At 58.3% G+C, this 17349-nt stretch carries 8 protein-coding genes; 2 read left to right on the forward strand and 6 right to left on the reverse strand.

All coding sequences use genetic code 11. The features are described 5' to 3' along the window. The first annotated feature begins 32 nt into the window (after positions 1 to 32). Entirely contained in the window at positions 33 to 6359 is a 6327-nt protein-coding gene (locus ACWUI2_RS10415) for an RHS repeat domain-containing protein (RefSeq protein ID WP_486982790.1), read from the forward strand. Then, entirely contained in the window at positions 6346 to 6816 is a 471-nt protein-coding gene (locus ACWUI2_RS10420; RefSeq protein ID WP_486982791.1) for a hypothetical protein, read from the forward strand. The genes ACWUI2_RS10415 and ACWUI2_RS10420 overlap by 14 nt, the downstream gene beginning before the upstream one ends. 645 nt (positions 6817 to 7461) lie before the next feature. On the opposite strand, the gene ACWUI2_RS10425 is transcribed toward ACWUI2_RS10420, so the two are convergent. From ACWUI2_RS10425 to ACWUI2_RS10450, 6 genes are all read right to left on the reverse strand, one after another. Next, positions 7462 to 8865: a hypothetical protein gene (locus ACWUI2_RS10425; protein ID WP_486982792.1), complete on the reverse strand. Its 1404-nt coding sequence runs from the start codon at positions 8863 to 8865 to the stop codon at positions 7462 to 7464. Next, positions 8862 to 10616 (reverse strand): glycoside hydrolase family 3 protein, encoded by a 1755-nt coding sequence (locus tag ACWUI2_RS10430; RefSeq protein WP_486982793.1) that lies wholly within the window; start codon positions 10614 to 10616, stop codon positions 8862 to 8864. Before ACWUI2_RS10430 ends, ACWUI2_RS10425 begins: the two co-directional genes overlap by 4 nt. Then, a complete protein-coding gene (locus ACWUI2_RS10435) occupies positions 10613 to 11497 on the reverse strand; it encodes an HAD family hydrolase (RefSeq protein WP_486982794.1) in 885 nt (294 codons plus the stop codon). The genes ACWUI2_RS10430 and ACWUI2_RS10435 overlap by 4 nt, the downstream gene beginning before the upstream one ends. A gap of 74 nt (positions 11498 to 11571) precedes the next feature. Next, positions 11572 to 12606 carry a LacI family DNA-binding transcriptional regulator gene (locus tag ACWUI2_RS10440; RefSeq protein ID WP_486982795.1) on the reverse strand — a complete coding sequence of 345 codons (1035 nt, stop codon included), beginning with the start codon at positions 12604 to 12606 and terminating at the stop codon, positions 11572 to 11574. An 8-nt stretch (positions 12607 to 12614) separates the two neighbouring features. Continuing rightward, a complete protein-coding gene (locus tag ACWUI2_RS10445; RefSeq protein ID WP_486982796.1) occupies positions 12615 to 13676 on the reverse strand; it encodes a LacI family DNA-binding transcriptional regulator in 1062 nt (353 codons plus the stop codon). 101 nt (positions 13677 to 13777) lie between these two features. Further along, complete coding sequence (locus ACWUI2_RS10450; RefSeq protein ID WP_486982797.1) at positions 13778 to 17122, reverse strand: CBM96 family carbohydrate-binding protein; 3345 nt, start codon at positions 17120 to 17122, stop codon at positions 13778 to 13780. Positions 17123 to 17349 lie beyond the last annotated feature (227 nt).

A 17349-nucleotide genomic window follows, 5' to 3' on the forward strand; every position in this document is an offset into this window, starting at 1 on the left:
TTGCCCGCGAAAATTCAAACGCCGATTTTTCCATGAGAATCTCCCCTCTTTTCCCCAAATTCGCCGAATTGAAGTCGCGAATTGGCCTTGTTTGTCTGTTGTGCGTCGCCTTCATGGCCCTGGGTTCAAGTAAGAGCTCTGCGGATACGTCCGATTTTCCGATCGCCAAGGCGATGCGGGATTACCAGGCGAGGTGGCAGTATTTGGCGGAACGGGATTCGAGTATGGCGAATTCCATTTCGTGGCCGGCCTGCTTGAGCGGAGCGTTGCCGCCGAGTTATCCGAACGACCGGTTTTACGCGGAAGACGCCAAGTTTCGGGAACGACGGGTTGAGTTGGTTAAGGCGCTTCGCGACGTGTTTTGGGGACAAATTACGGGCATTTTCTCTGAATTTCTAAAAGAAGAAATCAACGAGACTTCATTTTTTGATGAATTAACATCCTTGGATTTTCCGAAAATCATGGATACAGCAATCCAAGCTGATCCCGAAGGATCTTTGGAGACGATTCAACAATACATTGATAGTATGAAGGTTCTATCGCCACCGATCGCTATTTTTCAGGTTGATGAGCAGATGCGGTTCGGTGGGGCCGACTCTTTAACTTGTGAAGGCGCAAAAGGATTGGCTTATGCCTGGTGGGACTACAACGGCTGGGTTCCTCCGCTCGGATTCCCATGGGAGGTTCTTGTTGAAAGTTACGAAGCTGAGGGTCGGCATTACGCCTACGTGTATGTCGCTCGCTTTAAGATTTCAGCTGATTTGAGTTCCTATCAGGGAAGAGCACACGTGCTTTTGAAAGTCGATCCGTTGGGAAGCGGCCCGGGAGATAACGCACCGCCCGTCACCGCCGACGGCCGATACCGGGTTTGGAAAACAATTTCGGCCGGGAGTCATTGGCTTTCCCCATTCACTTATCCGGAAGACGAGATGCCTCCAGCTTTTCCGCCCTGCGTGAATCCGGAGGGTTGGCAATTTGGCTGGAGATTGTTAGGTCACCGCATCGTGATCGAACCGGATTTCACTCCTCCCGAGGACGAGGGGGAATGTTGTGGCTCGGGCTGCGGTGGCGGGAGTTGCACCTTCGGAAGCGCGAGCGGCGGGACGGGGAGTATGTGGTTCCGTTGGGAACTGGGGGCGGGAACGGAAAAGCCGGATGCGGGGCATATCGGGCTGCGCGCTTCCGTTCCCCGGGAGAATCTTTCGACTCCGGCGGCGCTGAATTGGAATGTGTCGAACGATGTCCAAGTCGTCGACCAAACCGGTTGGGGAGGTGGGCTTTCGTTCACCGCTCCCGACGGGGAGGTGGTGATCGAGCGGGACTCGGTCGAACCGGACCGGCGTTACACCGTCCGTTTCCATCATCCGAACCATTCGGGCCATTTTCGGGAATATGTGGTCGAGAAAGTCTCTCCCGGCGCCGGTCTGGATGATTACGTCCTGCGGGTGACCGAGAAGGACGGCGACGGCGTGGAAACGCGGGTGTGGCAATTCGAATACGAAAAATCCGGCAGCGAAGGCGGTTGGAAGATGGCGAACGGCTTTTCCGGGGGAACCGCCTTGTCCTGGAGTTCGAAAACGGAGCGGTGGAACGCCTTGCGGACCCGCCGGACGGAGACGCAGGTGATCTCGGAAGATGACGGGACCGTGCGCTACCATGAGGAAACGGTGTTCGACCGTTTCGACTGGGGGATGGGCAAGACCAAGCGAACCGTGGCCCCCGAGGGGACTGACGCGGGGCCGGAACTCGTCACCAAATGGACTTACCACGACGATGGCCGCGTGAAATCCCGCCGCGAGACCGGGGGATCGTGGGAGATTTACGGATACGACGGAGCGGGACGCCTGACGGAACGGAAGTCGGTCTTCAAGGATTCGCATTTGGACGAGAACGATGAACCGGTCGGTCCCTACCGGTTGTGGGAGCGTTTCCATGACACCGCTGATTTGAACGGCGACAACTATGCTGACTCCCTGGTTCGAACGGTCGAGTCCGTGGTGGACGACGGATCGACGATTGAAATTTCCCGGAGGTATCGAATCGAATGGGGAAAACCGGAAATCATCGGAAGCGAGACCTTCATTCGGATCTCGGAAATTCGGGTCGCCGCTTCCGGCGGAATGTGGGACGCGACCGGGAACCTGGAGACGGTTCATTACTACCATGGCATGGGCGGCAATCACGCCGGGAGGCTGTACCAAACGGATCATCCGGACGGCACCATCATCCTTCACCAACATACCTCCGCGAACGGGCTCCATACGGATGTTGTCCGTTCGGGCGTCCCGAACGCGGCCCGCACCGACATCGTGCGGGGGACGAGGAGCGAGCGCCTCGCCAGCTCCGCCGGTCACCTGCGTTGGCGGAGAACCTTCCATGTCGCGCCCGGGCAGCCGGACGTGCTGGTCCTTGACGAGGAAGCGACTGTTTGGGATGACTTCGGCCGTCCGACCGAGATTCTCCATCTCGATGGTGCGATCGAGGAAAGGGAGTTCACCTGTTGCGGTCACCTGCGTTGGCACAAAGGACGCGACGGAGTTGTCACGGAAAACGGATACGATCTCATCGGAAGGCTCAACTGGACCCAACGCGCGGGCGTGACTCTCAACTACGAACTCGATGCGGCCGGGCGGAGGATCGGGACGATCCGTCAGAAAGGGACGCCGGAGGCGATTGAAATCGAGCGACGCCATTACGACCGGGCCGGGCGCCTGGTCTGGTCAGAGAATGCGCTCGGATTACCTTCGCGAATCGTCTATTCCGAAGCATTGGATCAGGAGACGGAAGGATGGGTCCGGACCACGGCCTTTCCGGACGGCGGCGAGTTGATTCAAGTGAGTTTCCGTGACGGACGTTCCAAGGAAATTATGGGGACGGCGGCGCCCCGCTGGGTGGAAAACGATTATGGAGTCGCCGCCGGCAACGAAACCTGGAGTAGGGAAATCCGGCATGTCCTTGGCGGAAGCGGGGAAGAGTGGGTTGCGACTTACCGCAACATGCTCGGCCAGCAAGTTCGAACCGAACACCCCGACGGAGCCATCGAGTCCCGGACCTTCAACGCCAAAGGACAGTTGGTCCGCGTTTACCGCGGACCTTCTCCCGAAACCACCGGCCCGGAGGTCGAAATTACGCTGTTCGCCTACAACGAACTCGGCGAACAGGAATACACTGTGGTCGACATCGCCCAAACCATCGATCCCGCTAACTGGGACGTGGAGAGCGAAAAGGGCGGGGTCGCCCGCATCACCCGAACCACCAATGAAGTGGTCGCCAGTCTCGGTCGCCACCGCTCCACCACGACCGTCTGGACGAAGGACGGCACCGTTAACGCCACCGAAACCGTCCGTGTTTCCGAACGCGCCGTCTCCGGCTTGGAGTCATGGCAGACCGACTTCGGCGTGACCACTCACACCGAAATCACTCTCGACGGGCAGGGAGGGCGGACGGTCCGGACCAACCGGGCCGACGACAGTTACCGGCTCGAAATTTTCCAGGACGACCGGCTGCAATCCGTCGTGGAATACGACGCCAACGACCAGCAACTGGAGGAAACCACCTTCCAATACGACCCTCACGGACGCCTCTGGCGGACCATCGACGCCCGCAACGGCTCCACCGAATACACCTATTTAAACGATGACCAAGTCAAGACCGTCGCCACGCCCGATCCTGATCCCTCCCGCTCGGAAGTCGGCTGGGTCCCACAGGTCACCGAATTCGAATATGACGAACGCGGCCGCCGGAACAAAACGATTCATCCGGACAACACCGAGACATTGACCACCTACTGGCCGACCGGCCAGGTCAGGCGGGTCTCCGGCAGCCGCACGTTTCCGGTGGAGTACACCTATGACGCCCAAGGCCGGATGCGCACCATGAAAACCTGGCGGGATTACGACGTTCCCGGCGATCAGGAAGGAACGATCGAGGCGAACACCACATGGGTTTATGATGCCGAACGAGAATGGCTCACCGAGAAGATCGGCCACGATAACATGAAAACGGTTTACACCTACGATGCGCTGGGCCGCTTGAAGACACGTAGCTGGAATCGCGGCGCGATTACTACCTACGGTTATACCACGGCTGGAGAACTCCGGTCGATCACTTACGACGACCAGACCATCGATCCGGAACTCCGCGCCGCCGACGTCGAAATCGAATATGACCGCCGGGGTCTCCGGGAATCGGTCACCGAAACCCGAGACAATACGTTGGTCTCGGCTCGGACCTTCACCTACGCGGGCCATTGGCAATTGGAGGAGGAAGAATGGACCGACGGCATCCTGGCCGGGTTCACCCTGCGCCGGGACTATTCGGACAGTCTTAACCGATTGACCAGCATTTCCCTCAAAGAAGGTTCGACAATCATCGTCGCCCAGGAGATTGACTACGCGACCGGGCGGCCTCATATTGCCTCCGTATCGGATTTGACCGTTCCGGCCCTTCCGGTCCGGGCGGATTTCACCAGCGAGCCGAATTCGCGGATGATCGCCAACACCAAGTTCTATCATGACCAGACCTTGCGGCATGAGGTGACCCGCCAGCGCGACGCCATTAATCGCCTCGTTTCGATCGGCTCATCGGCCGCCTCCTTCGTTTACGATTACAACGCGGCCAACCAGCGCCAGCAGGTCACGACTGAGGACGATAATTATTGGCGTTGGAAATACGACCCCCTCGGACAGCTCGAATCGGCCAGGCGCCATCGTCCGAACGGCCAAAAGCTTCTCGGCCACGACTTCGCTTTCACCCACGACACTATTGGGAACCGGACGTTGGCGGTCCGCAACGTAACCCCATCTGCCTACACACCGAACCTATTGAACCAATACGAGAAGCGCGACGTCCCGGGAATCATCCATATCCTCGGCACGGCCGATCCCGACGCCACTGTGACGGTCGATCAACGACCGACTCTTCGGCAGGACGCTCTCTTTTACGCCGAATATCCGGTCAATAACGGTCCTGGCCCGGTTCACGAAACCATCCAAATTCGAGGCGTGAAAATCGAAGATGGAGTCGAACCGAAGAACCACGTTTCCGACGCCGAACGAAAAGTCTTCGTAGTCGAAACCCCGGAGTCGTTCGATTACGACACCGACGGCAACCTGGTCCAGGACGGCCGCTGGAATTACATTTGGAACGCCGAAAACCGATTGGTTCGGATGGAAACCCGCCCCGGCCTCCCGCCGTCGCTGGTGCGCCAACGCCTCGACTTCTCTTACGATTCCGACGGACGGCGCATTCGCAAATCGGTCTCGCAGTGGGACGACGTCACCAACGATTTCGTGCCGGTGTCGGCTATCCGTTACCTTTACAACGGCTGGAACCTCCTGGCCGAGATCGACGAAGCGGACAGCCTAATCCGCAGCTACCTCTGGGGACCCTCCGAACACGGCGATTATAAACTGACCGCCACCCCCGGCGCCCTCCTCGGCCTGCGCGACCACACCAATAACGACGCCTTCTACTTCGCCCAATCCGATGGCAACGGCAACGTTGCGATCCTGATCTCCGCCCTCGACGGCACTGAAGCCGCCCGCTACGAATACGGCCCCTTCGGTGAAGCCCTCCGCGCCACCGGCCCGATGGCCCAGGCGAACCCGTTGCGTTTCAGCTCCAAATTCGTCGACGTGGAGACCGGCCTGTATTATTACGGCTTCAGATACTACAGCCCCAGTATTGGGCGATTTTTGAATCGGGATCCGATTGAGGAAGAGGGTGGATTAAATGTGTATGCATTTGTCGGTAATGATCCGGTGAATCGGTGGGATTTTCTAGGGTTACATTCCCCGCCGCCGCCAGCTCGTGTAGAACGATTTGATGTAACCGGACTTATGCCCTTAATAGGGAAGGAGGGACAGATGCATTTTTTCCGGTATGAGGTCCGTTTTGATTTGGAACTGGAGCGCTGTTATAAACCTGAAGACGTTACAATATCTCAACAGGCACGGGTAATCCGCTATGTAGGTGGACAGCTAGGCCCACCAGCTGAATTTGAACCTGACCCAGTTGGAACTGGGGGCGTCTGGTGGGATAGTCAAAACTGGACCGGGCTAGGGGGGTATATGACAAATCCTCGTGATTGGAATAAACAGATAGATCCTGAATGGACAGAACAAAGGGTAAGAGGGGGGCATTCGATCTGGTCAGCAAAGTTCGGTGATGCTCCTGGGTTTATTTTGCACCAAGGCGGTCTCCAGCAAGCATTTCCACGTCATTATATTCAACAATCGATCACCCAAGTCAAAGACAGCAGGACTGGTGAAGTGGTTGCAGAGGTGAGATGGCGTGTCGCTCATCAATATCAGACAGCAACGGATGGTGCTAGCACATTTTTTCGTGAAAGTTACTAAAATTACGGTGGGGGCTATTATAGTCACGCTTTGTGTGATTGGGTTGTCTATTTGGGCGAATGAAAAGGTGAGTGAGGACAGTTCTTCATTTGCGCAGGAGTTTGCCGAAATAGTTGAGATCTTTCCAGAGGCAAGGGACGTTAGTTTGGTTTTTATAGGTGAAATAGCCAATGACGAGGGCGTTTGGGTTACGGTTGAGCTAAAAAAGATTTTTAAGGAACCAAAGAAAGAAAGTATTGAAGGAACATCCATAAGACTGTCGATTTATGGCTATCGAAAATGGTATCACGAGCGTGATAGATTAAGGGTTAGTGAAGGAAATCACTACCTCTTCTTCGTTTCGAAGAGTCTACCGGGAAGCCCACATTCCGGATGGGAGATTTTTAGAGTTATTTCAATGGATGATGATAGACTTCCAGTAAGCGTTAGGAAATCCGGCAGGAAGGAGTTACGCTAGGGCCAGCTGTTGCCACTCAAGGAGATCCGCAAGGGGTCAGGCCTAGTATGCGCTGGCAGGGCGAAAAGGATCAAAGGAGCCTGGAAGACGTCAGGTCTTGACGGTTGACGACTCCATGTTACGGCCCAAATTAAGACGGACCATTTTTGCGAAATTGGCGCCATATGATTTTCGGGAGCCCGGAAGGCGTCGGAGCCCGGAAGACGTCAGGAGCCCGGAAGACGTCAGGTCTTGACTCTTGACAAAACGACGCTTGCAACGGGAGCCCGGGAGACGTCAGGTCTTGACTCTTGACAAAACGAACCTTGCAACGGGGAATCCTCTCCCGTGCCCTTGAATTAACATACGACCCCTTCGGTCAGCTCGAATCGGCCACGCGCTATCGTCCGACCGGCCAAAAGGTTCTCGGCCACGAGTTCGCCTTCGTCCACGATACCATCGGCAACCGACCTTGGCGGTCGGCAATGAAATCCCCGGCTTCTTACGCCGAATCTGTTAAATCAATGCGAGGAGCGCGAAAGGCCGCAAAGGGGTCAAGGCCGCAAAGGGGTCAGCTTTCTACTTTTCGTTTTAAACCCTTCGGTGTGGACTGTCAGGAAGATGGGACGACCGTCGTTACCCGGAGGACTGACTACAGATCTCAACTTATTTCCGGTCGAAGTAGTCCACCAGATCGTAGGCGTTGCGATGGATTGGTGCCATCGCTTCGGTGAGGCCGGTGTGCCGTTCATAGCGAGGATCGAGGATTCCTTTGTTGCTGTCGTCCGCCTCGTCGGCGTATTTGAAGTATTGCCAGCCGACGATGTTGGGGGCTTCCAGGGCGGCGAGGGTGAAGTTTTGATACCATCGGCCCCGGTCTTCCTGGGTTTTGACGATCCATCCGGCGCCGAGTTCGTTCTTTAGGCCGAACTCTTCCGCGGCGTCGACGCCTTTAATGTAAAATTCAGTGATCAGAACCGGAGCCTCGGCGTTTTCCCGCCAGCGGGTGATATGCGGGGCGGCCGGTGCCCAAACATTGTAATAATTGATGGAAATGATGTCGAGGTGACGTCCGGCCGCGGCCACGACCTGGTCGATATGGGGGCCGGCCCCGTGGAGGCGTGAACCGAGGTTCATGTGGTTGGGCGCGTATTTCCGGAGGGCCGCGGTGGTGATGGCGTAATAGCGGTCCATGACGACGCCGAGCCAGTCGAGGTTGTCCTCGTCGGTGACGGCGTCGATTCCGGCATCCTCGCCGCGCCGTTCCCGGAACCATTTCCAGGCCTGCCGGATGGTGGCGCCCAGGGCCTCGTCTTCCGGGTCGGCTTTCAGGGTGTTGGTCAACAGGTTGCGCGGGACCGGGAGCTCGTTGTCGGTGAAATGGCCGACCAGCCACGGGTCTTCCTTCATTTCGGCGGTCTGTTCGCGGGCGTATTCGAAGGCGAAAGCTTCGAACTCCGGATGGAACACCGGAATGATGCCGGAAGGATAGAGCAAGTGACCGTAACTCGGGCGGGTGATCTCCAGTTTTCGTCCGAAATCGCCCATGAAGGTGAGCGAGGTGGTGTAGGGGAGGCGGTTTTCGACCGCGTTTAAAAGTTCAATGCGCGACCAGCGTCCGATTTCGTTGAAACCGAGGTCCCGCATCAGGTTGATTGTCTGCTCCGCCCATCGTTCATTCGACCCGAAGTTTTGTTCGAAATACGGTCGCGACATCTGGTGACGGGTGGGCCTGATCGACGTGAGGCCGATATGGATGTATGGATACCCGTCCGGATCGATCGTCCACCAACGTCCGTCGATTTTTGCGGTTCGGAAGAATCCGGTGGCGTCGTGGCGCTGACCGTTTGTATTTCCCCCGAAACGGGAGAGGCGCGGCGAAGTGTCGCGCGCTTCGAAGCGCTGGAGATCTTCGAGCGTCCGCACGGGGGAACTGCTCCAAGGCTGATCCGGCTTGCGAGTCCATTCGATTTCGTTGGAACTTTGCGCCCGCAATGAAGGGAGTGTGAGGCAGGCAAGCGTTGCCATTCCGAGAATCGGGTGGGTGAGTCGGCGGAAAAAGTGAGTCATACAGGAGAGTGGATCTGGGATGTGGCCTGGTGTTTCCCGAAGAGGACTTCGGCCGCGACCTGGATGTTTTCCCGTCCGGACGGGCAGTAACAAACCACCACGGTGGGAAATTCCTCCGGCGCGCCAAAGTGGGAATAAGGCGTATTGGTGAGGATGACGACCGGTTTGCCGGTTGCCCTCAATTCATCGAGGAGCGGGAGCATCACGGCGCCGGTGCGATAGTTGTAATAGGAAGTCGCGACGATAATATCCGGCCAGTCGAGCCGCCTCCGGACCGCTTCCCGGTCGAGGTCGGTGACTCCTTCTTCCACGAGGACCACGGAAACATTGTCGGAATGCCGGCGCATTTCCTGCCAGAACATGCCGGGATGACTGTAGGAATTGTTGATGAAGCGGTGAAAGTGGTGCGCTTGTTCGACCAGCAGAATCTTTTGACCCGGATTGAGCGGGAGCAATCGATCGCGGTCCCGCTGAAGAAGGATCGATTGGCGCGCCGCGTCAATCGCGGTTTGTTTGACCTCCGGAAAGTCGAACGGGGCGGCGGCTGCCTCGGGGTCTACTTTGCCGCCGTCCGCTGCCAGGCCCATATCCCATCGCATGCGCAAAATGCGTCGAACCGACAGGTCGAGGTCGTTTTCAGCATGTAGCCCCTCGCGAACGGCGTGGATGATCGTCTTTAAAATGTGAATACGAACGGGGGTATAAGCGCGGCAGAGGACAAGGTCGCATCCGGCTTGCAGGCATCGCAGGACGGCTTCGCCGATCTCGAATTTTTCCAGCAGACCGCCCATCTCGATATTGTCCGTGGTGATCACTCCTTCGAACCCAAGTTCTTCCCGGAGTAGTTCCCGGATGATAGCCTTGGAAGTGGCTCCGGGGGTGTCGTCGGCACCGAGGCCGGGGTAGGCGGTAAAGGCGGCCATGACGGCCGGCAGACCCTCCCGGATCAGGACGCGGTAGGGTTCAATGTGTATCCGGCGCATGGATTCGCCGTCGAGGTCGATGACCGGGAGGCCGAAGTGGGCGTCGGTGTCGGAGGCGCCGCGGCCGGGAAAGTGTTTGGCGGTGGCGATGATTCCCGTTTCGCGGAATCCCCGCAATGTTTCCCTCGCGTAGCGGATTACCTCCTCGGGATCATCGCTGTAGGCGCGTGGACCGATCTCCGGATTCCTCTTGTTTGTGTTCACATCGAGAACCGGGGAGTGGATCATATTGGCTCCGAGGGCGCGGCTTTGCAGTCCGATCGCCCGGGCCACGCGGTAGGCGAGCGACGGATCGCCGGAATTGCGCAGACCCATGGGAAAAGGAAAGAGCCGTTGGGCGAACAGGAAATCGGCTCCTTCGCCTTCCTGGTCGAACGTGGTGTGGATCGGGATGGCGGCGTCCCGCTCCATGGCGATATCCCGCAACTCATTCAAGGCGGAGGCGTATTCCTTCGGAGTGCAGGAGATTCGTTCGAGGCCGGCGGGCCGGTCGTAAGTCACCGGGCTGGGGCCATGGCTGGAACGTTTCAGAAACTCTTTTTGTTTTTTGTTTGTTCGGCCTTCGGCGGATCCCGGGTGGAATTTCTGACAGATGCGCAAACCTCCGGCGTGGTGATTTTTGATGAGGTCGACCACATCGGGCGTGATGACATGGCTGTAGAACGGAAAGACCATCAATTGTCCTACCTTTTGTTCCAACGAGAGACGCCCCATTGCCTGGTCGACCCAGGTTTCCTTTTCCGCGGATTGTATCGTGGATGAACTCATGAAGTTTTGTTTAATGCTGTTGTTGCGGCCAGGGAGATCTCGGTGATTCCCATGGAGTTTTGCCAATCCCTCACGTGCGCATGCAAAGCACGAATTATGGTTTGTTGCCGGACGAATTGGGGAAGGATTTCTTGTTTCAGAAACCGCCAGTCGTCGTTTTCCTTGCCTGGTCGTATTGGGAAAAACAGGACGCCGGCATCGGTGGCCGCCTGTTGGTCCGCGGGAGCGTCTCCTACCATCAGAACTCGTTCGCCGCGGAATCTGGCGGCGGCCTTCCGGAGAACCTCCACCTTTCGGCCCTCTTCCTGTCCATTGAGGGAATGGACCAATCCGATGAGGCCCGCCTCACTCCACTCTCGGGAGAGGGCTTCGTGGTTGGCGGAGGAGACCACATGGATCCAGCAGGATTCGCGGGCCTCCCGGAGCGCCGTTTCTGCTTGGGGAAATGCGGTGACTGGAGGAAGCATTGCCACCGCCGAATTCACGGCGACGGACCAATGCAGGGCGTCACGGAGAATCGGGGCATCCTCTTGGGCGATCGCGGCGGAGAGGGAGTTGGCCGAGAGATCGGTCGCGGAGTTTATCCATTTGCGGAGGGGAGTGAGATCGATTGCCGTCAGCGGGGAGCCCTGAAGGGAAGGATCGTCGCGAAGGTTCTCAAACAGGATCAGCAACGCGGCAAAACGGTTTTCGCCCCGATGCCTGGAATAGAGATTCAGATGGAGCGCCTCACGGGTAATCAGGGTGGCGTAATCCTGTAAGCCCCATGTTTCAATCAAGCGGGGGATGAAACACGATTCCTGTTTGATCCGCATGCTGTCGAATACGCACCCGTCCGAGTCAACAGCCAGGCAGCACGCGAGTGGACTGGTCTCTGGCATCGTCATTCAATCCGAGAAAAGGATGTCCTTCTCCAGGTCGCAAACGAGGCGGTTCTCACATCGTTGAAACGCACTCAATCGACTCGTCGGAGAGTCGTGCCGGGATTCCAGGTATTGTCGACGATGGAGATGACGGGAGAATCCTGAAGCCCGAATTCGTTGTCGGTCAATAAGTCGATCAAAACCATCGTTCCGGACTCTCCCTGGAGTTCCCAGTTTTCGTAGATGCCGGAGAGTTTGCTGCGCAGCGAGGGGATGCTGAGTTTGACGAACCCGATATCTTCGGGGATGGAATAACCCGCTGACCGCAACCATCGGAGCGGCTCCGTGCTGCGGCAGGAAATGATCACGTCCGGACGTTCGCCGCGGACCCATTGGAGGAACGATTCTTTCGTCCAGTCGTCTGTGCAAAACGGCCGGGGGCGGTCATCCAGGTTGAGTCCGGTTTGATTCACGAGGTAGGAAGCCAGCCAGCGGTAATCCATCCGGCGGTTGACCTCTTCGGGCAACGCGAGACCGGGCCTGCGGTAACCGAGGCGGTGGCATTCGCTCATCGCCAGGTGCAGGGAGCCGAAATGATTGCCGCGGACCCGGTGGAGGCGTGGTTCTCGCAGGCTGGAGCCGATTGCGACGGTCGCGAAACGGTCCCATGGCCAATCCAAGGTGGCGATCTGGGTCGGAAGAGGGGCGAGCAGGGCTCCGGAGATGTTCCGCGACTGGAGGGCGTCGGTTACTTTCTCCGCGGAGATTTCACTCAAGGGAAGCCAGACTTCCTCCAATTGAAATCCGCGCGCGTGCGCTTTTCGGCGGGCGCCATCCATGGCCTGCCGGAGCGCGGGAAGCCGTTTTTTCCAACCGTCTTTAGTTGGATGGAAAGTGACGAAGCCGAGGGTTGGCGATGCGACATCGTCGTTCTTCAATCGTCGGCTCCGCATCAGCGCGCTCAAATGGGGGTGAGGGCGATAACCGAGTTCCCGGGCGATATTTAGGACGTGGTTTTTGGTTTTCTCCGCGACGAGACTGCTGTTGTTCAAGCAAAGCGAGACGGTCGAGGGGTGAACGCCGGCTTTTTTGGATACGTCTTTGAGTGTGATGTGCTTTGATTTCACGGTCGGACCTAGGTTTTGAGCCGGTCCATGGCGGTCGGCGGGTGGTCGGCGGGAGGGCAGCACTGGAGCACGGTTTTTCCGGGATTCCATAGACTGCTGACCAGCAGGAGGGTCGGATGATCGTTCAATCCGTGGGAGTTGTCTTCCATTAGACTGAGGAGCAACGAAGTGGCCCGTCTTCCCTGGGTGGGCCAGTCCTGATAAATGCCGGTTTGGGGGCCGCCATTCGGAACGCTGAGACTGATCAGGCCGACATCCTGCGGAACCCGGTAGCCGCCGGCGGACAACCATGCCATGGTCTGGGTTGTGTTGATCACGATGATCGCATCGGGCTGATTCGCTTTGAGCCAAGTCAGCAGGGTATCCCGGTTCCAGGCGGTGGCCAGGAGCGGTTCCGGGGGACGTTCGACCTTTTGGAGGAGTTGTTGGATCAAGTAGGGTCCGAGCCAGCGTTGACCGAGCTTACGGTTCGTCTCCTCCTTCAAGGCGAGACCGACTCGTTTGTAACCGAGATGCCGGGCCTGTTCCATCGCGGTGAACATGGCTTGGAAGTGATGGTGGCGAACGCGATGGACGCGAGGTTCCTGCAGGCTTGGCCCCAGGGCGACCACGGAGAAGCGGTCCCACTGCCAGTCGAGGGTCTTCCTGGGGCGTTGCAGTGGAGCCAGGATCACACCTTGGATTCCGCGGGCGTAGAGGATGTCTCCCATTCGTTTAGGAGAGGTCTTATCGAGGGAAAACTCGAATTCCTCGAGCCTGTATCCGCGCGATTGGGCCTGTTGCCGGGCCTGGTCGATACAGGAGGTGAGTTCGGGCATCCAGATCCTGCCGTCGCCTCCCTCTTCGTCGGACGAAAGGGTAACAAAGGCGATGACCTCCGAGGCATTGCCGACCTTTCCCCGGCGCCGGGTTTGCATCAGGGTGCTGAGGTATGGATGCGGCCGATAGCCAAGTTGGCGCACCGCTGCCGCGACCCGTTTCTTCGTTGCCTCCGAGATCTGGGGGCTGTTCTTCAGGCAGAGAGAAACGGTCGAGTGGTGAACCCCCGCTTTCTCAGCCACGTCCTTCATCGTCACCTGTGAAGCCACGAAGAGAGGCTAGGTGGGAGGGTGCGGGGAGCAAGTTGTTTTCAACAATTCGAGTGATAAGACGAAAGGGGAAAAACTCCTTCTCACGACTCCGGTCCGTTCTGTTCGACGCGGAGGCGAATGAAGGTGCGGGTTGCGCCGTCCCGGGGGACCGCCCGAAATGTGAGAATTTCATGATCGGCGGTCTCTTCCCGGGGCAACTCTTCGACATGAGTCATTCCGCTGGACCATTGGGCGAGATCCTCCGAGACCTCCACGATGTACTCGAGGCCGACGAGTCCCTTGGGACGTTGGAACGTGAGTCGCAGTTCGTCGCCGTGGAGCGCGGGTTGGGGCAGGTCTCTGCCGGCGGCCATCGTTTTTGCCGGCAGGCCGAGCGCGAACTTGAGGAGGTTTTCGACTCCGTCGCCGGCCGGGGTGGCGGTCGGTCCGCTGATCGCCGGGTCGTCGCGTTCTGGCTGGGTGAAGTTGTCTCGTTGCCAGGCGGCGAAGGTGTTTTCGAGGATTTCGTCTTCCACGATATAAAGGGTCAGTATCGGGTCGTTTTCGTTCTCGCCGGCCGCCGGTGGGGCAAAGACGAATCGCTGGATGTTGCCGGTGTTTGGATTCTGGTCAATGTCGTAGGAGAGGCGGATGACGGCGAAATCTCCGCCCTGCGCTCCCGCCGCATAGAGGCTGCGGACGAACGCGGTCAGTTGCTGGTTGGCTTCGTCGCTGGTCGGGATCCGGCCCGTGGTGGTCTGGTCTCCCGAGAGGAGAAAGTTGTTCTGGATTTTCACTACCGACGGCACGCCCCAGCCGGCGCTTTCGTCTTCTGCCCCGGCAAACCAATGGTCGCTGAAGATGGTCGAGGCGGAGGCGAAGCCGAGTCCGTAAATGTCGACGTTGCCAGGGCCGGTCTGTCTCCCTTCGTCGATTCGAACGGCGGAGAATGTCGCGTGGTCAATGGCTTCCGGCGAGGAGACCGCGGGTAATTCAAAAAACAGAACCGTGGACACCATGCGCGCGTGGGGGATGTCCCCGGTTTTTCCGACGAAAGCGGTTGTGGGATAGGTGAATTCACTCTGGGCGCTGGAATGGCCGTCGTGGCGAGGAAGTCCGGTCTCCGGATCGACGACGTTGCGCCTTCCGACGGAGTTGGCAGTGCCGGAGCCGTCGGGGGTGGAGCCGGGGTTGGCGTGGATCGGGCGGGGAGTCCCGATGATCTCCTGCGTGGGGAGGGAGCGGATCAGGAGGAGACTGGCGCCCCCTCCATCCGCCTCTTTCGTGCGGATGCGCATGCCGTCGGGCTGGTCATCTCCCTGGACGAGGTCATCCCACCTTTCCGGGATTTCGTCGACATGGATGTCCACATTCCACCGCGGGTCCTGGGTGATCATGAAACTGGCCTTTCCGTTCTCCTGCCGTATCAGGTAATCGGTGACATCGACCAATCGGGTGGTGTAACCGCCGCTGGCGGTGAGCTGGCCGAGGATGTGGGCGCTCTCTCCGGCGCCGGTGACGACACCGTGACGTATCCGGTTTCCGATCAGGTGGTTGTTGCGCAAGTTTGCCGCGGTATTCCAGGTCAGGTTTGATTCGGTCCAGTCATGATGGTCTATTCCGTAGAGATGAGCATGGATGGAGTCGCTGCCTCCGTCGATGGGGGCAACGCTCAGTTCGATAATGGCCAACTGGAGGTCGTTCGGATTCCAGTCATGGGGAAGGTCGAACTGGAAAAACGCGGCGCTCCGTTCGCTGGCGTCGGTGGCGTGGTTGCGCGCCCAGGCGGCCGGTTCGCCCCCCAGGGTCGAAGAGTCGGCGTGGCTGCCGTCCCGGACCGTGGTGTCGTGGCTGACCGGAATACGGAGGATATTGGAATGATCCGATCCCGTTCGTTGCGGGAGGGTGGGGATGGTGATCAGCCAGACGGTCCTTCCGGGTTGATTGCCGGGGGAGAGGCTGCCGTTTTCAACCCGCTCCAGCGATCGGATCGTGCCGCGGCGCCATTGGCTGACGTCTTCGATGATGACCTCGTTCCCCTCGGGGATTCCCAAGGCGGAGACATCCAGGTCGAACGGGATTCCGCTGGTGCCTTCGTTGATGGAAAAGACGTAGTAAAAGCCGGTCTCCGGGTCGTGGCTGGCCTGGACGTCCAGGCTAGCGGAGCCGGTTCCGGAAACGTTGACGACGAGCCGATGGCGTCCGGGGGCGAATGCTTTGTTGAAGAGGCGGTAGACTTCGGCGCCCTGGGTCATGGTTCCGTAGTTGTGGGGTGCGTGGTCATTGTCGAGGTAGAGCATGCCGTTCTTCTGCACCGGGAAATTTCGGGAAGAGGGGTAGGCGGTCATACCGAACTTGAAAGCGTAGAACTCATCGAGGCCGTGGCGCATCAATTGGCTGGTGACGCTGGCGAACTGGATCGCCTTGATGAGCGTGTCCGGCGTGTCTGTCCGGGAGTCGTAATTGGCACCGGTATGGACGTTATATTCCGTTAGAGTGAACCGTAACGGATCGGACGTTGCCGGGAGGTCGGCGGCCACGTTATTGCGAACCGTATTGAGGGCGGAGACGAAGCTGGAGGCAGCCGTCGCGTATTGCTGGTAAGCGAACAGATCGAATAGCCGGTAGGAGGAATCAACCTGGTCGAGGAAATTGGTGTGTTGGCTTTGGACCGCTGGGCTGCCATAGTTGGTGTAGGCGGAGCCGGTGCCGTTGGCGGTGACGGGAGCCACGAATCGGGCTGTGAGGGTCGTCCCATAGATGCGATTGACATCCTCGATCGCGCTCTGGGTGGCGTCTGAAGCGAGTCGGACGCGGGACATCCAGGGGCCAGTCTCGATGAAGGTCCCGGGATGGTTCGGTTCATTGAATGCGGTGAAGCGCTCCGCGCCGAACTCGCGCGCCATGTGGAAGACGATCGAGTAATAGGTCCGCCAGGCGATCCATTTATCCTTCCAATCATCGTCGCTTGAATACCAACTGGTGCCCAAGGTCACTTGTCCCATCGGGGTGCCACCATGTCGTTGAATCGCTTCGAAGGCGTATTGTGGAAGAATGGTGTTGTTTCCGCTCAAAGCGGTACCGAACCGGTTTTGGACCTCGCTCCAGTTGATGAACTCGAGGTTTAGCGGGTCGTCGCGCAGCGCGTTCCTGCGGTTGACGAAAGAATCCTGGTCGACGACCTGGTGGTCGCCGAAGCGCCCCGAGGCGGGGGTGTTGAAATGGGAAGGTGAGAGAAACATCCGCGCACCGGATGCGCGGGAGTAGCGCCACCAGTCGGCGGTGTTGCTCCCGGGCATGAAGCTGCCGAGGTTGTAGCCAAGAACTTCGGGAGTGGGACCTGCCACGTCGTCACGGACTTCGATCACAGCGGCTGAAAGCTGCCCGGTTGCGGCAAGAAGGGCTGAAAGCAGGAGGGCGCCCGAAAGAAATGGATTTATGCTCATGAAAAACCTGTTTGCGTCAGGACAAAGAAGAAGAGGAGGATGTTTCAAGAAAAGATCAAAGAGGGTGGGAGCCTCTATGCTAAGACTGGTGGGGCTCGAATCGTTGAATCGCGAGGATTTTCTTTCTACCTCGGTCGGCTGGGGGGTGCGGATTCAACGATTCGAGCAACCGGGCGATTGAGAAGCCGGGTGGGGGCGAGTGTAGTGTGACTAGTTTTTCAATTCCC

The organism is Verruconatronum alginivorum, from assembly GCF_056590205.1.